This window comes from Streptosporangium sp. NPDC001681, from assembly GCF_040298085.1.
Taxonomy (GTDB): domain Bacteria; phylum Actinomycetota; class Actinomycetes; order Streptosporangiales; family Streptosporangiaceae; genus Streptosporangium.
Genome location: NZ_JBEOZN010000163.1, coordinates 1 through 20,381, shown reverse-complemented (window position 1 = coordinate 20,381; position 20,381 = coordinate 1). Strand labels below are relative to the sequence as shown.

Annotated in this window: 20 protein-coding genes and 1 pseudogene; 11 read left to right on the top strand and 10 right to left on the bottom strand. The window is 68.2% G+C overall.

Annotated features, from left to right (window positions below; genetic code table 11):
* Positions 1-500 precede the first annotated feature (500 nt).
* Positions 501-1,094, bottom strand: coding sequence for a TetR/AcrR family transcriptional regulator (locus tag ABT130_RS42180; protein ID WP_350929296.1), 594 nt, complete (start codon positions 1,092-1,094; stop codon positions 501-503).
* A gap of 99 nt (positions 1,095-1,193) precedes the next feature.
* Here ABT130_RS42180 and ABT130_RS42175 point away from each other — a divergent pair, with 99 nt between their 5' ends.
* The 3 genes and pseudogenes from ABT130_RS42175 to ABT130_RS42165 all read left to right on the top strand — a co-directional run.
* Entirely contained in the window at positions 1,194-2,177 is a 984-nt protein-coding gene (locus ABT130_RS42175; protein WP_350965393.1) for an aldo/keto reductase, read from the top strand.
* 80 nt (positions 2,178-2,257) lie between these two features.
* Entirely contained in the window at positions 2,258-2,614 is a 357-nt protein-coding gene (locus ABT130_RS42170; protein ID WP_350965395.1) for a GNAT family N-acetyltransferase, read from the top strand.
* A pseudogene (locus ABT130_RS42165) lies at positions 2,586-2,729 on the top strand (DUF4158 domain-containing protein); the annotation flags it as partial. The gene ABT130_RS42170 and the pseudogene ABT130_RS42165, both read left to right, overlap by 29 nt.
* A gap of 135 nt (positions 2,730-2,864) precedes the next feature.
* Here the strand turns inward: ABT130_RS42165 and ABT130_RS42160 are convergent.
* The 3 genes from ABT130_RS42160 to ABT130_RS42150 form a co-directional block, all read right to left on the bottom strand.
* A complete protein-coding gene (locus tag ABT130_RS42160) occupies positions 2,865-3,326 on the bottom strand; it encodes a hypothetical protein (protein ID WP_350965397.1) in 462 nt (153 codons plus the stop codon).
* A gap of 163 nt (positions 3,327-3,489) precedes the next feature.
* The gene (locus ABT130_RS42155; protein ID WP_350965391.1) at positions 3,490-4,800 is read right to left on the bottom strand and encodes an FAD-binding oxidoreductase; all 1,311 of its coding nucleotides are present in this window, start codon (positions 4,798-4,800) and stop codon (positions 3,490-3,492) included.
* A gap of 299 nt (positions 4,801-5,099) precedes the next feature.
* Complete coding sequence (locus tag ABT130_RS42150) at positions 5,100-5,477, bottom strand: DUF4267 domain-containing protein (RefSeq protein WP_350965389.1); 378 nt, start codon at positions 5,475-5,477, stop codon at positions 5,100-5,102.
* Positions 5,478-5,579: 102 nt separating this feature from the next.
* On the opposite strand from ABT130_RS42150, the gene ABT130_RS42145 reads away from it, so the two are divergent.
* A complete protein-coding gene (locus ABT130_RS42145) occupies positions 5,580-6,173 on the top strand; it encodes a TetR/AcrR family transcriptional regulator (RefSeq protein ID WP_350965387.1) in 594 nt (197 codons plus the stop codon).
* A gap of 167 nt (positions 6,174-6,340) precedes the next feature.
* Complete coding sequence (locus ABT130_RS42140) at positions 6,341-6,919, top strand: recombinase family protein (RefSeq protein ID WP_350965385.1); 579 nt, start codon at positions 6,341-6,343, stop codon at positions 6,917-6,919.
* A 345-nt stretch (positions 6,920-7,264) separates the two neighbouring features.
* Here the strand turns inward: ABT130_RS42140 and ABT130_RS42135 are convergent, their stop codons facing one another.
* A complete protein-coding gene (locus ABT130_RS42135) occupies positions 7,265-8,155 on the bottom strand; it encodes a dihydrodipicolinate synthase family protein (RefSeq protein WP_350965383.1) in 891 nt (296 codons plus the stop codon).
* Between the two features lie 71 nt (positions 8,156-8,226).
* On the opposite strand from ABT130_RS42135, the gene ABT130_RS42130 reads away from it, so the two are divergent.
* Entirely contained in the window at positions 8,227-9,126 is a 900-nt protein-coding gene (locus tag ABT130_RS42130) for a LysR family transcriptional regulator (protein ID WP_350965381.1), read from the top strand.
* Between the two features lie 83 nt (positions 9,127-9,209).
* Here ABT130_RS42130 and ABT130_RS42125 read toward each other — a convergent pair whose 3' ends face one another.
* Complete coding sequence (locus tag ABT130_RS42125) at positions 9,210-10,526, bottom strand: serine/threonine-protein kinase (protein ID WP_350965379.1); 1,317 nt, start codon at positions 10,524-10,526, stop codon at positions 9,210-9,212.
* Between the two features lie 180 nt (positions 10,527-10,706).
* Here ABT130_RS42125 and ABT130_RS42120 point away from each other — a divergent pair, with 180 nt between their 5' ends.
* Positions 10,707-11,069 carry an antibiotic biosynthesis monooxygenase family protein gene (locus tag ABT130_RS42120; protein WP_350929319.1) on the top strand — a complete coding sequence of 121 codons (363 nt, stop codon included), beginning with the start codon at positions 10,707-10,709 and terminating at the stop codon, positions 11,067-11,069.
* Between the two features lie 123 nt (positions 11,070-11,192).
* Positions 11,193-11,852 carry a DsbA family oxidoreductase gene (locus tag ABT130_RS42115; protein ID WP_350929322.1) on the top strand — a complete coding sequence of 220 codons (660 nt, stop codon included), beginning with the start codon at positions 11,193-11,195 and terminating at the stop codon, positions 11,850-11,852.
* Between the two features lie 446 nt (positions 11,853-12,298).
* Here the strand turns inward: ABT130_RS42115 and ABT130_RS42110 are convergent, their stop codons facing one another.
* Positions 12,299-13,225, bottom strand: coding sequence for a zinc-binding dehydrogenase (locus ABT130_RS42110; protein ID WP_350929360.1), 927 nt, complete (start codon positions 13,223-13,225; stop codon positions 12,299-12,301).
* A gap of 97 nt (positions 13,226-13,322) precedes the next feature.
* On the opposite strand from ABT130_RS42110, the gene ABT130_RS42105 reads away from it, so the two are divergent.
* A complete protein-coding gene (locus ABT130_RS42105) occupies positions 13,323-13,943 on the top strand; it encodes a TetR/AcrR family transcriptional regulator (RefSeq protein WP_350965378.1) in 621 nt (206 codons plus the stop codon).
* Between the two features lie 169 nt (positions 13,944-14,112).
* Here the strand turns inward: ABT130_RS42105 and ABT130_RS42100 are convergent, their stop codons facing one another.
* Positions 14,113-15,069, bottom strand: coding sequence for a GbsR/MarR family transcriptional regulator (locus ABT130_RS42100; protein WP_350965376.1), 957 nt, complete (start codon positions 15,067-15,069; stop codon positions 14,113-14,115).
* A 220-nt stretch (positions 15,070-15,289) separates the two neighbouring features.
* Between ABT130_RS42100 and ABT130_RS42095 the strand changes: the two genes are divergently transcribed.
* Positions 15,290-16,945, top strand: coding sequence for a serine hydrolase (locus ABT130_RS42095; RefSeq protein WP_350965374.1), 1,656 nt, complete (start codon positions 15,290-15,292; stop codon positions 16,943-16,945).
* A 100-nt stretch (positions 16,946-17,045) separates the two neighbouring features.
* Here ABT130_RS42095 and ABT130_RS42090 read toward each other — a convergent pair whose 3' ends face one another.
* Positions 17,046-18,341 carry an amidohydrolase family protein gene (locus tag ABT130_RS42090; protein ID WP_350965372.1) on the bottom strand — a complete coding sequence of 432 codons (1,296 nt, stop codon included), beginning with the start codon at positions 18,339-18,341 and terminating at the stop codon, positions 17,046-17,048.
* Positions 18,342-18,416: 75 nt separating this feature from the next.
* Positions 18,417-19,604 (bottom strand): trans-sulfuration enzyme family protein, encoded by a 1,188-nt coding sequence (locus tag ABT130_RS42085; protein ID WP_350965370.1) that lies wholly within the window; start codon positions 19,602-19,604, stop codon positions 18,417-18,419.
* A 155-nt stretch (positions 19,605-19,759) separates the two neighbouring features.
* On the opposite strand from ABT130_RS42085, the gene ABT130_RS42080 reads away from it, so the two are divergent.
* Positions 19,760-20,203 carry an Lrp/AsnC family transcriptional regulator gene (locus ABT130_RS42080; protein WP_350965368.1) on the top strand — a complete coding sequence of 148 codons (444 nt, stop codon included), beginning with the start codon at positions 19,760-19,762 and terminating at the stop codon, positions 20,201-20,203.
* Positions 20,204-20,381: the final 178 nt, after the last annotated feature.

The window sequence follows — 20,381 nt, the reverse complement described above, 5'->3', positions numbered from 1 at the left end:
TGACGTGAGCCGCTACGTGAAGGCTTCGCTCGCGGCAGATCCCGCGCGGTTCTATGCCCGGTTGCCGGCGAATTGATCCGGAACCCGCCGCGCCGACGTGACAGGGGCGGTTGCCGACGCGCATCCGGCCCCGCCTCGGTGACAGAGAGCGCTGCAGGTCGCGAGCAAAGAAATAACCTCCGAGTTCCCGAGCCCCTCTCCAGGTCGTCCAACCCCAGGACCAGGGCGTTTTCCGTGTAGAGCACGTCGCTCTGGCGGTTGAGGAGATCTCAGGATCGGTGGAGCCTCTCCCCCGTCGCTGAGATTTTTGTAGCGGCAGTGAAGCCGAGGCGTCGCGTGCCGGCCCTGGTCAAGGACGGCTTGGTCCGGTATCTAGGTGTATTGCCCGATGAGGTTGGGGACATCGACCAGCTCAACGAGATCGGCAAACCGGCGATGTCCTTCGTCCTCCTCCCGAGACAGAACACCGGGCGGCGTTCTCAGTGAACGGCCGGATCGTGTTACGAGCCCTGAGCATCAGCGGTTTTCTGACTGATCCGGCGGGCGGCCTCGACAACTGCTGAGCGGTGCAGGGCCAGTCGCTCTGGCGACCAGGACTGGCCGACCTGTCCGGGATCGACGTCCTCGGCGGCCCAGAACCACGCCTGGGCCATGGCGAGGACCATGGTCAGGAGATCGTCCGGCTGTATCTCCGGGGCGAGATCGCCACGCTGCTGCGCGTCGGCCACTTCCGCGACTTTGCGCCGGAAGGTGTCCGGTTCGAGTCCGGTGGCGGAGGGGCGTTCCAGTAGTCTCCACAGTCGCAGGCGCATCAGGTCCGGCCGGGCGACGAGGTGGTCGAAGATCGCGCCGGCGTATCCGGGCAGGTCCTCGACATCGAACGGGACCGACTCGGCGCCCTCTGTCATCGCCCGGTGCAGCACCTCGTCGAACAGCTGCTCCTTGTTGCCGAAGTAGACGTAGATCAGCCGCTTGTTCGCACCTGCCGCCTCGGCGATCCGGTCCACTCGGGCGCCTGCGATGCCGTAGGCGGCGAATTCAGCGAAGGCGGCGTCGAGCAGCCTGGCCTTGGTGGCGCTGGAGTTTCGTGGCATGTCCGCCACCGTAGCAAGTAACTATCTAGTTATTGACACCCGCAGGCAGTCGCCCTATCGTATGTATCTATCTAGTTAGATATTTATCGGAGGAACTCCATGGAACACCGCGCACTGGGCCGCCAGGGGCTGACCGTCAGCGTGCAGGGTCTCGGCTGCATGGGCATGAGCGTCTTCTACGGCGCCACCGACGAGACCGAGTCGCTGGCCACCGTCGACCGCGCCCTGGAGCTGGGCATCACCCTGCTGGACACCGCCGAGAGCTACGGCCCCTTCGCCAACGAGCAACTTCTTGGCCAGGCGCTGGCAGGGCGCCGGGATGCCGCCGTCCTTGCTACCAAGACCGGCGTGGAGATCACCGACGACGGCCGGCTACTCGACCTGAACGGCCGGCCCGAGTACGTGCGCCGGGCACTCGAACGTTCGCTGCGGCACTTGGGCACCGACCACGTCGACCTGTACTACCTGCACCGCATCGACCCCAAGGTGCCGATCGAGGAGACCGTCGGCGCGCTGGCCGAGCTGGTTGCCGAGGGCAAGGTACGCCACATCGGCGTGTGCGAGGCGTCCGCCCAGACGATCCGGCGTGCCCACGCCGTGCACCCGCTCACCGCTGTCCAGACCGAGTACTCGCTCTTCGAGCGCGACATCGAAAACAACGGCGTGCTCGACACGCTACGGGAACTGCAGATCGGACTGGTCGCCTACTCCCCGCTGGGGCGCGGCTTCCTCTCCGGCGCCATCACCAGCCCCGACGACTTCGCTGAGGACGACTGGCGCCGGACGGACCCCCGCTTCCAGAGCGAGAACTTCGACCGCAACCTCGACGTCGTCCGCGAGGTGCGCCGCATCGCCTCCGCCAAGGACGTCACGCCCTCCCAGCTGGCCCTCGCCTGGGTCCAGCACCAGGGCGCGGTCGCCATCCCGGGCACCAAGCGGCGCCGCTACCTGGAGGAGAACATCGCTGCGGCCGAGGTGACCCTCTCCGCCGAGGACCTCGCCGCGATCGAGGCGGTCGCCCCGCACGGCGTGGTCACCGGCGACCGCTACGCACCCGAGTTCATGGGCACGCTCAACGGCTGAGGCCCGACCAGCGGCAGCAGTCGGCGCGAGTGCGGCTGGCCCGGCAGGTCAACACCCAGGAAACCGAACGCCATGCCCGGATGCGGGAGACCTGGCCTTATCGCCCCGAACTGGATCTTGTCGCGGTGTCTCCCGGCGGTGACGTCGTCGCCTACTGCCAGGGCTGGTATGACGAGGTCAACGGGGTCGGTGCGTTCGAACCGGTCGGCACACATCCCGGCCACCGCCGCCTCGGCCTGGCCCGCGCCGTCTGCACCGCGGTAATGCACGCCTTCTTTGACGCCGGCGGCCACCGTGCATCGTCTACTCTCGCGGAGACGCCGGCTACCCCGTCCCCAAACGGCTCTACGAGTCCATGGGCTTCACCGCGTACACCCGCACTCACACCTATGTCGGGCGACCGGCGGCCTGAGAGGCGACCTCGGATCGGCCCTTGAGCAGCAACCAATCGAGCGCCGCCGCGGCGCGCACATGAAGCTCGGCTTCAGCCTCCAGCTCGTCACCGCTCGGTGGGTGGGGACGTTCTTGGAGGATCCTCTGGACGTGCCGACCGCGGTCATCGACTCAGCGCTACGTGCTGGACCAACTGTTGGAGGTGCCGCCGGGATCGCGCATCTCGGACCTGGAGCGCTGGCGCAAAGGCCCGGTCCCCCGCGGGTTCGGCCCGACGATGATCAAAGCGCTGGATCAGGTCGCGGAGGTCATGGGGTTGGGCATGGGCGGACTGGGAGCCGACCGCTTGGTGCCGCCGCGCAGGTTGGCAGAGCCGGCCAAGTACGGGATGAGCGCGGATGCCTCGCAGATCCGCCGCCACCGCGACGGTCGCCGGTTGGCGACGCTGCTGGCCACGGTCGCGTTCCTGGAGGCCAAGTCAGTCGATGACACCCTGGAACTGCTGGATCTGCTGATGACGACCGAGCTGCTGAACAAGGCACAGACGGCTGCGGACAAGGAGAAGGTTCGCAAGCACCCGAAACTGGCCAGGGCCTCGGCCCGCCTGGCCGTGGCGGTGGAGGCGTTGTTCGACTCCGACTCCTGGGGCGGCCCGGAGGAGGAGCCGCGGGTCGCGGAGGTCTGGGAGGCGATCGAGGCGGTCGTGTCGCGGGCGGAGCTGCGGGCCGCGCTGGTGTTGGTGAATGAGACCGTCACCCTGGCGGGCGGGCTTCGATCACCCGGTCTGGTTCCTCTGACCAGGCGATGTCTCCGGACAGGGTGTGCCCTTCACAGTGCTCGCGGCGACATCTGTCACCCGGGTTCGGTGCGGCTTCGCCGCCCCGGTGGGCGGAGGGGCCGTGACCTGCTGGGAACCGATCTATCCGAGCACCGGGTAGTTCGCGCGGAACACGTTGTGCGGGTCACGGGCCCGCTTGATCTCCCGCAGCCGCGCGAGTGCGCTGCCGGAGAAGGACTTCGCCGCCGTGTCACCGGGAGACAGCACGGTGTACGGCTTGCGCCCGCTGATGTAGGCCTCCAGGTCGGCCACAACCTCGGCCTGCTTGGCGCGCGTCGCATCGGCCGCGTGCGGCAGGCCGAGACCCAGCAGGCCGAGCAGGTACGGCTCAGCCACCGCGCCGCTCGCACCGGCCCCGCCGCCCGGCTCGGCGAGCGCCCCGCCCAGGTGCCTGATCTGCACGTTGATGAGCGGTTCGACCGGCTTGGCCAGCAGGAGCTTCACCGCGTCCGCGTCCAAGCCGGTGAGCAGCTCCGCACGAGCGATGGATGGGGCCGGATCGGTGGGCTCGGCGGTGATGTCACCCAGGTCGGCAACCGGGACGACGCCGCGGCTGTCGGAGATCGCGCCCTCGATCTTGTCGATGCGCGCCAGCAGGTCCTCCCCCTGAGCCGCCTCACCCAGGTAGGCCAGATCCAGCGTCACCATCGGCGGCGCGCCGGGGGGCTGGAGTCGGTTGATCCAGACACTGAGTTCACGCGGCGCCTCGGCGGTGATCTCCAGGAACGCGTCGTACACCTCCCTGGTGCGGTGCTCCGGCCAGATCACGCGCCCGCCGTACAGGACTGGCGCGGGATACAGCTCGAGTTCGAGGGCGGTCACCACCGCGAAGTCCCCGCCACCGCCGCGCAGCGCCCAGAACAGCTCGGGATCGGACTCGGCGGTCACCCGGCCCGGCTCGCCATCGGCGTCCACGATGTCGATAGCCCGTACGCTGTCGGAGGCGAAGCCGTACTTGCGGCTGAACCAGCCGACCCCACCGCCCAGGGTGTAGCCGGTCACGCTGACCCCCGGCGCGCTGCCGGCCAGGCCGGTCAGACCCAGCGGACCGGCCGCCGCCAGCACCTGCCCCCACTTCACGCCCGCGCCCACCCGGACCACGCGCTCCTGCGCGCGTACCTCCACCTCGTTCAGCAGGCCGGTACGCAACAGGATCAGGCCTTCCACATCACCCGAGGCGCCATGCCCGCTCGGCTGCGCGGTCACCGTCATACCCGCCCGCCGCGCATAACGCACGAGCGCCGCCACGTCATCGGCATCTGCGGCCTCCACCACGGCCGCCACCGGCTGCCTGACGGTCAGATTCCACGCGGTGGCCGCCTGTTCAAAGCCGTCGTCATCGGCCAGGAGCACGCGCCCCTTGAGGACACCGCGCAGATCGTTGATCGTCATCCTCGTCTCCCTTTTTCGAGTTCTCAAAAATGCGAAGGAACACCGTGCTGCACTACGGGAAGGACGGCGCCCTGACCGGCCCCGGGCAAGGATCACGCCGAAACCTCGATGCTGGCCCTGCACCTGCGGCGGTCCGCGCTGGTGCACGTCGACACGCTGCTGCTTCAGCAGGTTCTCGCCGAGCCGAGGACCGGCGCGGCCTGACCGCGCTGTTCCGGTCCGACGTCGACCGGCTGCTGGATCGCTGGTGCGGCGATGGCGGGACGTGTCGAAGAGCTCCGGCCGCCGGACCACGTGGTTTACGCGATGAGCAGGAGCGCGCCGATCGCCAGCATCACCACGGCGGTGGCGCCGTGGATGCCGTAGACGGCCGCCTTGGGCCCGTTGCCGCGCAGCACGATCAGCGCGTCGCCGACGGGTATGAAGCTGGCGGCCAGCATGAACCAGCCCAGCAGCTGGGTTGTCCCGCCGACCAGCACGATGAGGATGAAAAGTCCTGAGGCTATGTCGCGCACGCCCTTGACGGACAACCAGGCCTGGAAGCTGCGGTCCTCGGTCGGCGTGTCGGGGATGCCGAAGCCGACCGCGGCCTGCGGCGCCCAGAAGGCGCGGGCGCCCATGACGATGACGCCCGCGCCGATCAGTCCGGCGAGCACAGTGGCGATGGTGCTGAGCATGAGATGTCCCCTCGATAGCAGCGCCGTCTCTAGCGGCGCTAGATACGGTAGCGACGATATTCCTATCGTAGACATCTTGTCTAGCGTTGCTATGATGCTGCCATGTCCGCCATCACCAAACGCCGCGAACGTGAACGCGCCCAACGCCATCAGCTGATCATCACGGCCGCCCGCGAACTGGCCGAGGCCGAAGGGTGGGAGGCAGTGACAACGCGAAGGCTGGCTGAGCGCGTCGAGTACAGCCAGCCCGTGCTCTACAGCCACTTCAACGGCAAGGACGCCATCCTGCGCGCCGTTGCCATCGAAGGCTTCGCTGAACTCGCCGTCCGCCTGCGCCGTGCCCGGCTGGCCACCTCCGAGCCGCCTCAGGCACTGCACGCCGTCTGCCGCGCCTACCTGGAGTTCGCGACCGAGCAGCCCGCCCTCTACCAGGCCATGTTCGTCCTGCCGACCGATGTGAAGTTCGCGCACGCCGAGACGCCGCCCCCACTGCGCGCCGCTTTCGACGAGTTCGTGAGCTGCTTCCGCTCGGACAACCTGCGACGCGAACTGTTCGCCGAAGTCACCTGGAGCGCGTTGCACGGCATGGCCGCCCTGTCGGACAGCGGCCGCATCCCCCCGAACGGCCAAACGGAGCGGCTCGACTTCCTCGTCACACAGATCGCCGGCACGCCAAGTGGACCGGCCACGTTGTGAGGGGCAATTGAAAGGCCAAGGATCCGAGCCGAGCCACTAGCCGTTCCGTAAGGGGATCCCTCAGCGGAACACCGCGCAACCGGAACAGCCCCCCAGGTCAGGGTGTTCCGTATAGGTGTTCCGTGAACTGTTCCGGTGAAGGTCCCCTATCCGGAACACTTCAGAGCGTGAACGGGACCAGGGGCGGTTACGCGCACTGCAGCACCGATGAACAAGACGTCGTGATCCAGACCGAGCAGCTCCTCGCGCTCGGCGCCCCCGAGAACCGCATCTACATCGACCGCGGCTTCTCCGGCACCACCCGCCGCAACCGCGCCGGCCTCGACCAGGCCCTGGCCGCCGTCTGGGACGGCACGGTCTTCACCGTCACCAAGTTCGACCGCAACATGGCTGAGGCCAACGACTTCCTCACCGACCTGTCCGGCCGGGGCGTCCACTTCGGGCTGGGCGCATCCGTCTACGACTGGAACGACCCCTTCGGCCGACTCTTCCTGCAGACCCTCGCCATGGTCGCCGAGTTCGAAGCAAACATCGGGCACCAGCGCACCCGCGAGGGCATGGCTCTGGCCAAGAGGAACGGCGAGCTCAAGGGCAAGCAGCCCAAGCTGCCCGAACCGGCGCGGCGTTCCATCCGCCGCCGCTACGCCGAAGGCGAGGTCTCCCTGGCCGACCTGGCCGTCGAGTACAGCGTCGGGCGCTCCACCATCCACCGCATCATCCACGGAGCCCCGGAAACCGCCAGGTAGAAAGCGGATCATCGCCTGCCCTGCCCCTCGCCGTGGCTATGAGAGCTCCGGGCCGCCTGGTCAGGATCAATCGGACGGCCTGTGACCTACGCCCATGAGTGGTCGCATCAGAACGGCCAGTGGCGATAGCCCGAATCCCAACGGCTCGCTAACGCCACTGGCCGATCGGTTGCTGCTCAAGGCCCGGATCCGACTGGGTCCATGTGGGTCCGTGTCCGTCAAGCGGTGGCACGGAAGGCGTGTGCATGCGCGGCCCGGTCAGCCCGTGGACGGTGCCGGCGTGCCCGTCCCCGGTGCGGACCCGCCCGTGCACGAGGGACACGGCGGCCTGGCCATTGGCGGTTGTCAGCCTCGTGCGTCGGCGAGCATCCCGCGCTCGGCGTCAACGTGCCGTAACGCCGCCCGCACGCTGCCGGAACCGGGCGGCAGGAGTGGCAGCCGTACCGCGGCGGTCGGGATGCGCCCCTGTGCGTGCAGGACCGCCTTGATGACGGTGGGGTTGGGCTCGGCGAACATCGCGCTCGACATGGCGGCGAGGCGGTGACCGAGTGTTCTGGCCCGAAAGGTGGCGCCGGCGTGCCATGCGTCGACCAGCTCGACGAATCGTGCCGTGGCGAAGTGCGCCGAGGCCAGAAGGCCGCCGTGTGCGCCAAGGGCCAGCAGAGGCGAGATGAAGGCGTCGTCGCCGCCCAGCACCGCGAAGCCGGCCGGCGGGTCTGCCAGCAGCTCGATGGCGTCGGCGTCGATTCCGCCGACGGCGTACTTGATGCCGGCCACACCGGCAAGATCGGCCAGCCGCCGGACGGCATCGGCGGACAGGTGCTGCCCAGTCCGGTACGGGACGTGGTAGACGACGAGCGGGACAGGGCTGGCCACGGCCAGAGCCGCGAAGTGCGCGATGATCCCCGCCTCGCCGGGCCGCAGGAACGGCGGCACCACACTGAGTGCGGCGACCACCTCTGAGCGCCCACGCAATGCCTTCACCGCCTCCACCGTGCCGGCGCCGACCACAAGCCGGGCCGAGCGCTCACGGCACACCCGAGCGATCACATCGACGACGCCACGCTGCTCCGCGGCGGTCAACGACGTCGGTTCCGCGGTGGTGCCCAGCGCCACGACGCCTGACGCACCGGCGTCCAGCACCTCGTGCGCCAGGGCCTCCAGCGCGGTGAGGGCCACGGCACCGGTGGCGTCGAACGGGGTGATCAGCGGTACGTACACACCGGTAAGCGTCATGGTCTCAGCATCCGGCAGGTAAACCGGTAAGGTCCAGTTCACATTCCTGAACAGAACCGTAAGCTGGGCTGATGCTCGACGTGCGCCGCCTACGCCTGCTGTGCGATCTTTCCCGCCTCGGCACGATTGCCGCCGTCGCGCAAGCGCACACCTACACCCCCTCGGCGGTCTCCCAGCAGTTGTCCGCATTGGAACGAGAGGCGGGCGTACCACTGCTGGAACGCACCGGCCGGCGGGTCACCTTCACCACGGCCGGCCGGATTCTCGTACAGCACGCCGAGACGGTCCTCACCGCGCTGGAACAGACGACGGCCGCGCTGGCCGCGCTGGCCACCGGACCGTCCGGCCCACTGCGCATCGGCGCCTTCCCGACCGCGGTTCGTACGTTCCTCCCGGCGGCGCTGGTCGCACTGGGTCGCCGGCACCCCGAGTTAGAACTGACCGTGACCGAACTGGACCCGGTCACGGTGCCGGATGCCCTGCGCGAGCGGCGACTCGACGTCGGGCTGCTGCACGACTACGACGTCGTGCCGGTCGAGCCGGATCCCGTTTTGGACGCGGTACCGCTGCTGGACGAGACGGTGTTCCTCGCCGTGCCCGGCACCGCACCCGCAGCCGAGGACAGCGGCCCGCTACGAGACGTGCGAGACGCCGCCTGGATCATGGCCAGCCCCGGAACCCTCTGCCACACCGTTACGCTGCACGTCTGCCGTAGCGCGGGCTTCACGCCCCGGGCGCGTCACCATGCCGACGACTTCGCCGCCGTGCTCGCACTGGTCGCGGCCGAGCAAGGCGTCTCGCTGGTACCGCAGCTGGCCGCCGCGCAGCCACCCCCCGGCGTCCGCCTCATTCCGCTGTCCATCCGCAGACGGACCCACATCGCCTACCGGCAAGGCGCCGCCACCCACCCGGCCATAGCCGCGTTCGTATCCGCGATCCGCGCCTCCACCAGCGACTTCCTCAACCGCTGAACACACCGAGTCCGTCCTGGCTGTCACATGTCGTTTTCCGTCCCTGGCTCGACGTCGGCAGGCGATGCGGCTGCCCCAGCCTGTCAGCCGACCTTGATCTCAAAGAGAAGCCGACCATCCGGGACGAAGAACATCCGTGCGTCGGAGAGCTTGGGCAGGCGGTATGTGACGACCGGGATGACGCAGCCGTCCGCGTCGGCGCAGTCCTTGGGGCCGACCTCCCGCACGCTGGGCTTCGACCTCAGCCATTGACGTGCGCTCTCGGCCGCCGGATCGATAGGGCATGAGGTGGAGCACGCGGTGAACGTTTTTCGCACCACCCCGTCTCCGGCGTCGGTTTCGGAGATCTGGGTGAAGCCGGTGGGCGCTCCCAGGTCCCGAGCGGTGCGCAAGTTGGCCTTGTACGTGGCGTCCGCTCCCCCGAGCACCGCATATCCGATCATCGCCGCGGCCACCGCAAGAACGGACACGGCCGCGACGGTCAGCGTGATGAGGGCGGCTCGCCTGCGCGGCACGGGACGCTTTCCAGGGGGCGGTGGTTGGGCGCGGACGGGAAAAGCCGGTTCCCGGACAGGCGCCTGCCCTTCCGGCGCGAGCCGGGCCAGCAGCGTGTGGAGCTGATCGGCGGTTGGTCGCTCGGCCGGATCCTTGCGAAGCAGGCTACCGAGCACCGATTCGAGAGGACCGGCGTGCACGGCCGGGGCGGGGTCCTCCGTCATGATGGCGACGAGGACTTCCCCGGGACTCGCGTCGCCGAACGGGGGACGGCCTTCCACGGCGGTGTACAGGGTCGCGCCCAACGACCACAGATCGGAAGCGGCGGTGGCCGCAAGACCCCGCACCTGCTCGGGAGCCATGAAGGCGGGTGTCCCCATCAGCACACCCGAATGGGTCAAGGCCGCCTCGCCGTCGACGGCCGCGATCCCGAAGTCGGTCAGGACGATGCGATCGCCTTCCAACAGTACGTTGGCGGGCTTGATGTCCCGGTGGGTGATGCCCGCCTGATGTGCCGCACGCAGCGCGGACACCATCTGCGATCCGATGTGGACGACCCGGGCGGGCGGCAGCGGCCCCTCGGCCCGCAGCAGGTCGGTCAGGGACCGGCCGTGCACCAGCTCCATGACGATCCAGGGACGCCCGTCCTCGCCGGTGATCCGATCGTGGACGGTAACGACGCCGGGATGCTTCAGCCGGGCGGCGGCGCGTGCCTCCCGATCCAGGCGCGCGATCCAGATCTGCCGCTGGGCGGCGTCCAGGTGCTCGGGCAGCCGGAGCTCTTTGACGGCCACCTCCCGGCCCAGCCGCTCATCGTGGGCACGCCAGACGACCCCCATACCGCCCTGCCCCAGCAGCCCGGTCAACCGGTACCGGCCGACCAGGATCCGATTGAGATCCTCCACGCCCTGACTCTAAAGGCCGTCTCCCAACGTCGCCCCTGCCGCATCTTGCCGGCCCGGTTTCGCCGCCACCTGTTCGGCGACGTGTGCGCGCCTGCCTGTGAGCTTTGACCTCAACCGCGGTTGAGATTGCAGGATGAGCGACCAGGGACTGTTCGGCATCTGACCATGAGGAGCATGTAGGTGAGCACGGACACCGGCTTTTACTCGATCATCGACTACACCGTCGACGGCTTTGATACCCAACGGGAGTTCGTGGCGGCCTTCGCGGAGATCCAGGAGCGGTGGGTGCGTTTCTATCCCGGATACCGGTCGGCTCGTTTCCACGTGAGCACCGACGGCACCCGTGTGTACAACATCGTGCACTGGGCCAGCGAGGCGGACTACCGCAACTTCGTGGAGACCTCGGACACCGAAGGCCGGATAGCCGCCATCGGCAAGGCCCTGGAGGGTCTGTCCGGCAAGGCCGAAGCGCGCATGAGCGGGATTCCCACCTACACCGTCGCCTGGGAGGTCGATCCCGGGCCGCAGCGCCTCGACTCCTGATCGAGCCGGAGCCCCGCTCAGCGGGCACCTTGACCGGCCTGAGCGCCAGGCCGATGGCAAGGGCGACGCGGCGGCGAGACGAACACCTGTGGCCCAACAGTCACCGATCATCAAAGGACGTCCATGAAGGTAGAGATATACGCCGATGTGCTATGTCCGTGGTGCTACATCGGCAAGAGACGACTGACGGCGGCACTGGACGATATCGCCGACCGCGCCAGGGTGGAGATCATCTGGCGCAGTTACGAGCTCGCCCCGGAGGAAGGCCGGATCCCCGGCACAACGGCCGCCGAGGCCATGGCCGGATGGTGGGGTGACCAGGCGCCGATCCGCGTCGCCCGGATTCAGGCCCTGGGCGCCGCGGAAGGCCTGGAGCTCAACCTGCATCTGGCACGGCCGGTCAATACCTTCGACGCGCACCGGCTGTGCCATCTGGCGGCCGGCCACGGGCTGGCCGACCAGATGATGGAGCGCCTGCTTCGCGCCTATCACACCGAGGGGCTGAACGTGGCCGACTCGCGGGTTCTGCAGCGCCTGGGTGCCGAGGCCTGCCTCGATGCCGACCAGGTGCGCGCCGTCCTCGCCGGTGACGACTACGCCGAGGAGGTGCGGGCCGATCGATGTCGTGCGGCCGAGCACGGCGTCACCGGCGTCCCCTCACTGGTGATCGACGGCAGGCCACCGATCTCCGGTGTCCAGCCCGCCGCCGAGCTACGTCGGCTGCTGGAGCACGGCTCGCCCCGCCCGCACGGTGTCCCGGCCACGCCTGATCGGACCGGCTGACGCCCATCTGCATCGGCTCCTGCGTACGACTTCTCTGAAGGGAACGGCACCGACGTATAAGGCGACCCTGCGCCGCATCGCCTCCTACGGGATGGGATGGATCGCCGGAGACGCCACCGTCCAGGACATGCAGGACTTCGTACGCAAGAGCCCAGGAATGTTTCGGCCTCGACTCCGGCAGCCTCGCGCCGCCGCGGCCCGAACCGGTTCAAGCTGAGGATCACCTGGTTGCGGGCTTCACCGCCCGGCAGAGCGCCCGGTGGGGTGAGGGCACCACAGCGGTGGCCCCCGATTCCACCCACTTCTCCGCGTTCGACCAGAACATTTTCACCGAGGGGCATTCGAGGTATCGGCTTCTCCTACCCGCTGCCGGTGCCGACGCTGACCCGGCCGATCCGGTGGGAGGTCATCGAGAACAACGGGGACCGCCACCCGGCTGTGGTCAGTCAGTCGGCCGCCGCCGGTTCTACGTCCAGGACCACCTTGCCCGCGATGCGCCGGTCCAGCAGCGCTTGGGCGGCCTCGGTGACGCGTTCCCAGGAACCGCGCCAGTCGACCTCCGGGGAAAGCCTCCCGCTCGCCACGAACCCCAGCAGGGTGGCCAGATCCGGGCCGACCTCATGGACGTCGCCGAACGTGCTCATCGTCTTGGACGGGCCGACGGAGAACAGTGAATACGGTGCGAACACCGCCGGCTCGTCTGACGCCCAGCCGATGTTCTGCACACCCCCGCCCGGCGCGAGGAGTTCCCAGGCTGCGGCCAGCTGCGGTCCGCCCACATTGTCGAGGATGAGGTCGACCGGCCGATCGATGCCCTGCAGACCGACCACCACCTCGTGGGCGCCCAGGTCGGTCAAGCCGTCGGCGCGGGCCGCCGATCCCACCGAGGCGATGACATGGGCACCGCCCAAGGCCGCCAATTGGACCGCGTAACGGCCGACGCCGCCGGCCGCTCCGGTGATCAGTACCCGTCGGCCCAGGATGGAACGGGAACGCAACGTGCGCAGCGCCGTGATGCCGGCCATCGGCAGCGCGGCGGCGTCGGCGAGGTCGACCTGGGCGGGGACTTCGGCCACCGCGGTGGTGTCCACGGCCATCCGCTGTGCCCACGCTCCGGCGCCGAACGCCGCGACTCTGGCGCCCACGGCGGGGCCGGTGCCGTCGGCCGCGGCGCGTACGACGACACCGGCGGCATCGTAGCCGTGCACGGTTCCGGCCGGACGCCGGCCGGCGAACGCCACCTCGCCGCGGTTGAGCGAGATGTGCCGGACATCGAGCACCAGTTGGTTGGGTGCGGGCCGGGGTTCTGCGGCCGTCCCCAGACGCAGGGATCCCGGGGCGTCGGGATCAACGACGAGCGCGCGTATGTCCATGGAGTACTCCTTCGTGGACAGACAATAATCCGGACTAATAGTCCGTTTCGCATACGATAGCATATACGGACCGACAGTCCGCCTCGAGGTGATACCGATGGCCCAACAACGTGCCGAGCGTGTCGACGCGACCCGCAACCGTCGCGCGGTGCTCCACGCGACTGAGCAGCTTCTGGCCGAAGGTGGCGGAGACCACGTGTCGCTCGACCGCGTTGCCGCCCTTGCCGGAGTCGGGAAGGGCACCGTGTTCCGTCGCTTCGGTAACCGCGCCGGACTGCTGCAGGCGCTGCTGGAGGAAAGGTCTCGCGAGCTACGCGACGCGGTCAAGAATGGACCCCCACCTTTGGGGCCCGGAGCACCCGCCCGGGACCGGATGCTCGCCTTCCTCGACGGACTCGGCGCGATCGCCGAAGGCAACGCCGTCCTGCTGTCCGCGCACGAGCAAGCGTGCGCCGAGGACAAGTACGACGACCCCAGCTACCGGTTCTGGCACCAACACCTCAGCGCCCTGCTCGCCGACGGACGTCCCGATCTCGACGCCGACTTTCTGGCTCACGCCCTGCTCGCTGTCTTCGACGGCGATCTGGTCCGCCAGATGACATCGGCCGACGATCCCCGCCGCTTCACCCGCTCAGTCCAGCAGATGGCCACGGCACTGCTCGGTCGTGATGATCGCCAAGGTGTCCATCTACGACCGATTCCTGAACAGGATCAGTGACCGGCGATTCGTGTCCTGTCTTGTCGATCATGAGGAACGGCATGCTCCGTACCCGCGGTGCCTCAGGTTGGACGAGACCGGGTCCAGCCGAGATACGGGAAAACCGGACATGGGTCGATCTTGAGTGCGGTTTTCGCAGGTAGAACCCGCGATTAGCGGTCGATCGTGATCAGTTTGAGGGTGTCTTCCTTTTCCTTGTCGACGGACTGACGATCAGTGCGTCGCGTTGCGCGGGGCTCAGGCGGTCAGGCCTCGGGGTGATGGCGTACGCGCCGCGCCCTACCTGCTCCACGGTGAGCGGGTCGGAGAGAATGGGACGACGACTGATCGCGTCCAGGGCATCGGCCGCACGCTGGATGGGCCAGTCCAGTGCCGTGGCGAGTTCGTCCACGGTGAGTGGCCGAGCGGCGTACACCAGCGCGGCCAGCACTGTCAGCGCGTCGTGCACGACGGCGTCGGTGAGGCCGCTGTCGTTCATCTGCTCACTGATCCAGGTGAAGAACTGAGCCATCTGGCCCAGCCGGGTGCCGGTGGGCGTGCCGGCGCCGAAGATCTCGATCCCGTGCCGCGCGGCCGCCGAGACCTCGGCGTGTGCCCCGGTGTCGGCTTTGAACGCCCGGAGCCAGACGTCGTCGTCGATGACGTATCGCTCGCGGCGGCCGGAATCCTGTGTGCGCCTGACCAGTTCGATCGCCTCGAGGTAGCCGATGGCCTTGGACACCGACGCCGGGCTGACCTGTAGCCGGCGTACGAGCTCGGCGGACGTCAGGCCCCCGGAGTCGGAGGTGAGCAGGCAGACGAACACGCGAGCGGGCATCCGGGGAAGGCCGGTCCCGACCAGCAGCGTCGCGAACTGCTCCACGAAACCGCGCACGGACTCGGCCGGCCGCCCGTCGGCTGGTGGCTCCGTGGCCTGAACCGGTCTGCGGCGGCGGGCGCGCTGCCCGGCGGCCTGCTGGGCGCGGTCGGCCAGGTAGCCGATGGGCGCGCTGTTGCGTGCCACTTCGCGGCTGATCGTGGATGTGGGTCTGCCCAGCCGCCTGGCGATCTCGGCGTATCCCAGTCCTTCGGCCAGCCAGGTCGCGATCTGCCGGCGATCCTCGTGGCTCAGCCTGTCTCCGGGCATCGGCTCACCCCCTGTCGGTTCGGGTTCACGGGTGCGTTCACCAACAGTACATTGCAACGGCTGGTTGGCGTGGATTGCATTTATCGACAAGGCTGTTGCAACGATCAGCATGAAAGCCCAGCATTAAAGCACATTATCGGAAGTCCCTCGTTGACGAGATCTGAAATGCAACGTAGCCTTTTCTCGCTTGGAAAGAATCGGACAGGACGAGGAACCCCTTATGGCAAGAGCGTTGGATGTGGCGCGGATGCGAGCTCGCGTCTCCGAGCTGCTCGCGGAGTACCGGATTCCGAGTGCCACGATCGGCGTCCTCAGCGACGGGGAGATCACCGACTTCGCGGTCGGCGTCAAGAACATCTCCACGCGGGAGCCCGCGACGACCGACACCATCTACCAGTGCGGCTCCGTATCCAAGACATGGACCGCCCTCGCCTTCATGCAGCTCGTCGACGAGGGGAAAGTCGCCCTGGACGAGCCGGTGCGGACCTACCTTCCTGATTTCCGGGTCGCCGACCCCGACGTCAGCGCCAAGGTCACACCCCGCCATCTCCTCAACCACACCAACGGCATCGAGGAGAACTACGGAGATCCGGGCGAGGACGACGACGTGTACAAGCGCATGGTGGAGAACATCGCCGGCGCATGCCAGGTCCACCCCTTGGGCCACACTCACGGCTACAGCGCGGCCCTGGGCTACGCGATCCTCGCCCGCATCATGGAGGTGAGCGACGGCAAGCGGTGGGACGACATCATGAAGGATCGCCTGTTCGACCCCTTGGGCCTGACCTCGACGAGCAGCCGGCGTGAGCACGTGGACCGGAACCGGGCCGCGACCGGATACCTGATCCGATCCCTCGAAGAGGGACCCATCCTCTCACCGCTGGGTCACCTGCCGCGCTCCTTCGGCCCTGGAGGAAACGTCAACACGACAGCCCGGGAATTGCTCATGATGGCGTACGTCCTCCTCAACGAAGGAAAGGCGCCGAACGGGACCAGAATCGTCTCACCCAGCATCATCCGCGAGATGACGGAGTCGCGGGTCCCCATACCTGACCCGTACATGTTCGGGCCGGAATGGGCACTCGGCCTCATCGTGTGCGACTGGCACGGCCAAACCGTCTACGCCCACGACGGCAGCGCAGTCAGCCAGAGCGCCCGCCTGCGGATCCTGCCGGAATCGAACATCGCCGTCTCGATGCTGGCGAACGCCGGGCCGCGCGACAGCTTCTACCGGAAGGTGTTCAACGAAATCCTGGCCGACCTCGGCGCGGTCACGATCCCCGACCTACCGGAGCCCGACCCGGCCCTGGCCATCGATCTGTCCAGGTACGAAGGCTCCTACGAGCGCCCCGGCACCCGCTACGAAGTGGCGGCCGACCACGGAAAACTCCACCTCAAATTCACCCTGAACCCCATGGAGGCGCAACTCCTCAATAAACCAGAACAGCTCGACTACGAGCTGTTCCCGATCAGCGAGACCCACTTCTTGATGCCTTCGGACGATCCACTCGAGGACCCTCAGACCGTCGCGATCTACGACTTCAAGAATGGTGCCGCACAGTATCTTCACATCAATTGCCGGGTGAATCCGAGAGTCAATGAGGAGGGTGCCACGGTGCACGTCATGGTTGTTTCCACGATTTCCGACAACGACGGTTTCTGGGATTCCCTGAAGAATGCGTACGGCCGGCTTCCCAAGGGTGCCAAGTGGACGCTGGCGGTGGCGAGCACCGACGGGACCAAGGCGGTGAACGTCATCGTCCATGACTCGATCGACGGCGTCAGGAGCTTCTTCGAGGATCACGCCGGCCCCTTCGCTACGACGGAGTACTTCGAGGCCGACGCGTCCAACGCGGTCGGCCTCTCGACGACGTAGCCGCTCCTTGCACCGCCGTCCACCCAAGCCGCGATGGCGGCGCACCATCCGGATCCATGCGACCGTTGTGCTGCTTAGGGGTACGTGCGGTCCTCGACCACTACGTCCAGGCCGCCCGCGACCCGGGCCGTCCGAGCGAGATGCCGGCGGCGACCGCGATCCGGTTGCGCGATTCCAGCAACCTGGTCTGCAATGCCGGCAGGTCCACGCCCACCAGTTGCCCGTCGCGCTTGACCACGCGGCCGGCCACCAGAACCGTGTCGACTAGGCCGGGATGGCCGGCGGCGACGATGGTGCCGACGGGGTCGGTGACCGGGAACACGGTGGGGTCGTCGGCGCGCAGCAGGATGATGTCGGCGTCCTTGCCGGGCGTGATGCTGCCCGTTCGGGCGGCGAGCCCGCACGCCTGGGCGCCGTCGACGGTGGCGAACTTCAGCAGGTGCCGGGAGTTCAGGCCGCCGTCGAGGCCGCGCTGCACGGCGTAGGCGGTGCGCATGGTGGCGAACATGTCGCCGCCGACCGAAGGGCAGTCGTCGATGGACAACGTCGGGCGCAGGCCGGCCGCCAGCATGCGTCCGGTCATCGGCCAGCCGAAGCCCATCTTCAGCTCGACGTCCGGGCTGATCGACACCGAACTGCCGGCGTCGGCGAGCATCCGCAGTTCGTCGTCGCTGATCCCGTTGGCGTGCACGAAGGTCGTGGTGTCGAAAAGCAGGCCGTGCTCGTGGAGCTCGGCGATCGGGCGGCCGCCCGTCAGGCCGTCGACGTGCACACTGGTCCGCAGTTCGAGATCGGCTGCCAGCTTCAGGTCTGCGGCGACCATGTCCATGGTGGTCTCACCCGGACCGCGCAGCCCCAAGGCCATGGTGACCAGGCCGTCCTCAGGAACGTCGGACCGGACGCGGCGGACCTCGGCGTCGATCTGGTCATCGGTGCGGTACCCCGCGCCGTAGCAGAAGATCGACCGTCCTGGCACGGCTCGCAGGCCGGCTAGGGCGGCGTCCGCGTGTTCGGGGCTCTGCGCGGCGTGGAACCAGTCCAGCATCGTCGTCACGCCGGAGTACAGCGCCTCCAGCCGGCCCAGCAGGTTGCCCAGATAGACGTCCTCAGGCCGGTAATGAGGCTTCAGCGTGCCGTGCACCGCCACCACGTAGTCGGCGAACGTCCAGTCCGAGCCGACGCCGCGGAACGCGGTCTGCCAGGTGTGCCGGTGGGTGTCGACGAAGCCGGGCAGCACGATCCGGTCGGTCGCGTCGATCACCACCGCGTCCGGCGCGTCGATCCGCTCGGCCACCTCGACGATCACGCCGTCTTCGATCAGCACGTCGCCGCGGTCGAAATCGCCGACAGCCGCGTTCATGCTGACCACGGTGCCGCCGGTAATCAGGGTCCTCATTGGGTGAACGCCTCCACGGACGCCTTCGGATTGTCCAACATCAAGTTGTGGCGGGAGCCCAGTGCCGCCGAGCGGTCAGCAGCTCGCCGTCGTGGCGACCACCGCGTCGGCCGCGGCGAGCACGTCGGCGACCAGGTCGTCCGGGTCCTCCGTGCCCGCGGCCAACCGGACCAGGCCAAGCGGAACCCCTGACGCGGCAATCTGTTCCTCGTTGAGCATGCCCCGCCACATGGCCGCCGGATGCACGGCCAGTGACTCCACACCGCCGAGACTGGCCGATCGACGGGCGTAGTGCAGCCGGCCGAGGAACGCGTCGGCCGCCTCGAAACCGCCGACGAGTTCAATTCCGAGTACCCCGCCGAAACCACTCATCTGGCTTGCCGCCAACGCGTGCTGCGGGTGGGTGGCCAGGCCGGGATAGTGCACCCGGGCCACGGCCGGGTGGTCCTGCAGCGCCTCCGCGAGCGCCTGGCCGTTGGCGTTGTGCCGGGGCATACGCAGCGGCAGGGTGCGCAGGCCACGCAACAGCAACCACGCGTCGAACGGGCCGAGCGTGGCGCCGGTGAGCAGGGCGACATCCCAGATCCGGTCCAGGATCTCCGCCGGTCCGGCCAGCACCCCGGCGGACACGTCGGAATGGCCGTTGAGGTACTTGGTCGCGCTGTGCCAGACCAGATCGATGCCGAACTCTGCCGGTCGCTGGTTCAGCGGAGTGGCGAAGGTGTTGTCCGCCATGGTCAGCACGTTGTGCGCGCGGGCCAGGTCCGCGACGGCGCGCAGGTCGGTGATCTGCAACAGCGGATTGCTCGGCGATTCCACCAGGATCAGGCGGGTCTGCGGGGTCAGCGCCTTGTCGAACGCCGCCGGGTCGGTCTGGTCCACTTGGGTGACCGACACGCCCAGCCGCGGCAGCAGGTTCAGCAACACCGACGCCGTGCCCCCATAGGTCGACTTCTGCCCGATCACGTGGTCGCCGGCGGACACCAGGGCCAGTACGGCGGTGGTGAGCGCGGCCATCCCGGACGCGGTGACCATTGCCGCCTCGGTGTGCTCCAGTTCCGCGACCACCGCCGCGACCTGCGCGTGGTTCGGGTTGCCGTAGCGGGTGTAGAAATCCTGGCCCCGCCGGTCGACGGCGATCTGCGCGAACTGCTCCGCGTCCTCGGCCCAGAACGTCGCCGTCTGGTAGATGGGCCGGGCCACTGCGCGACTGGGGTGGACGTCGCGGTCGGCGTGAACGGCAACTGTGCTGCTGCCCGACATGGTTCCCCTTCCGATGGACCACCTGACGTGACATCACAAGCGTGGCCGACCGGCATGCCGCCTCGGGGCCGATCTCGGCAACTTTGGCAGCAAGTAGCGCCTTGGGTCGGCCATCTGATGTGCTAGGCACGGCAGTTGAGCAATAATCTGCTCACGTGGATGACGTGGACCGGTCGATACTGGCCGTGCTCGAGAAGTACGGTCGGATCAGCAACGCGGAACTCGCCGCCCGGGTCGGCCTGTCGCCGTCGCCCTGCCTCCGGCGCGTGCGCCGACTGGAGGAGACCGGGGTGATCCGCGGTTACCGGGCGCTGATCGATCCCGCCGCGGTAGGCCGCGGCCTGCGGGTGTTCGCCGGTGTCCGGCTGATGCGGCACGCCCGCACGGATGTGGTCGCGTTCGAGCGTGCGGTCGTCCGACTGTCCGAAGTGGTGCATTGCCACCACGTCACCGGCAACTACGACTATCTGCTCCAGGTCGAGGTCGCCGACCTGCACGCCTACGAGGACTTCCACGCCAACCGGTTGGCCAACCTGCCCGGCGTGGCCGCGGTGAACAGCTACGTCACCATGAAGACGCTCTCCGCCGACAGCACGTGACCGAGGATGTCCAGGCGGGCGCCGACAGGTTCAGCGTTATCTGGCGAGGAACCCCGGGCGTTCACGCCCGGGAGGAATCGCTTCCCGGTCCTGGGGTTGTGAACGTCTGGTCGTTGGTCCGGGCGTTTCTGGTTTTCGATGTACTCCTTGATGATGCTCAAGGGTGCGCCGCCACAGG

What these genes read in the sequence shown, in the direction of transcription:
- ABT130_RS42150 (WP_350965389.1), bottom strand. Translation starts at nt 5,477, where the DNA reads ATGCTCAGCACCATCGCCACTGTGCTCGCCGGACTGATCGGCGCGGGC.
- ABT130_RS42175 (WP_350965393.1), top strand. Translation starts at nt 1,194, where the DNA reads ATGGAACACCGCGCACTGGGCCGCCAGGGGCTGACCGTCAGCGTGCAG.
- ABT130_RS42115 (WP_350929322.1), top strand. Translation starts at nt 11,193, where the DNA reads ATGAAGGTAGAGATATACGCCGATGTGCTATGTCCGTGGTGCTACATC.
- ABT130_RS42155 (WP_350965391.1), bottom strand. Translation starts at nt 4,800, where the DNA reads ATGACGATCAACGATCTGCGCGGTGTCCTCAAGGGGCGCGTGCTCCTG.
- ABT130_RS42170 (WP_350965395.1), top strand. Translation starts at nt 2,258, where the DNA reads ATGCGGGAGACCTGGCCTTATCGCCCCGAACTGGATCTTGTCGCGGTG.
- ABT130_RS42105 (WP_350965378.1), top strand. Translation starts at nt 13,323, where the DNA reads ATGGCCCAACAACGTGCCGAGCGTGTCGACGCGACCCGCAACCGTCGC.
- ABT130_RS42100 (WP_350965376.1), bottom strand. Translation starts at nt 15,069, where the DNA reads ATGCCCGGAGACAGGCTGAGCCACGAGGATCGCCGGCAGATCGCGACC.
- ABT130_RS42180 (WP_350929296.1), bottom strand. Translation starts at nt 1,094, where the DNA reads ATGCCACGAAACTCCAGCGCCACCAAGGCCAGGCTGCTCGACGCCGCC.
- ABT130_RS42130 (WP_350965381.1), top strand. Translation starts at nt 8,227, where the DNA reads ATGCTCGACGTGCGCCGCCTACGCCTGCTGTGCGATCTTTCCCGCCTC.
- ABT130_RS42145 (WP_350965387.1), top strand. Translation starts at nt 5,580, where the DNA reads ATGTCCGCCATCACCAAACGCCGCGAACGTGAACGCGCCCAACGCCAT.
- ABT130_RS42135 (WP_350965383.1), bottom strand. Translation starts at nt 8,155, where the DNA reads ATGACGCTTACCGGTGTGTACGTACCGCTGATCACCCCGTTCGACGCC.
- ABT130_RS42095 (WP_350965374.1), top strand. Translation starts at nt 15,290, where the DNA reads ATGGCAAGAGCGTTGGATGTGGCGCGGATGCGAGCTCGCGTCTCCGAG.
- ABT130_RS42090 (WP_350965372.1), bottom strand. Translation starts at nt 18,341, where the DNA reads ATGAGGACCCTGATTACCGGCGGCACCGTGGTCAGCATGAACGCGGCT.
- ABT130_RS42110 (WP_350929360.1), bottom strand. Translation starts at nt 13,225, where the DNA reads ATGGACATACGCGCGCTCGTCGTTGATCCCGACGCCCCGGGATCCCTG.
- ABT130_RS42085 (WP_350965370.1), bottom strand. Translation starts at nt 19,604, where the DNA reads ATGTCGGGCAGCAGCACAGTTGCCGTTCACGCCGACCGCGACGTCCAC.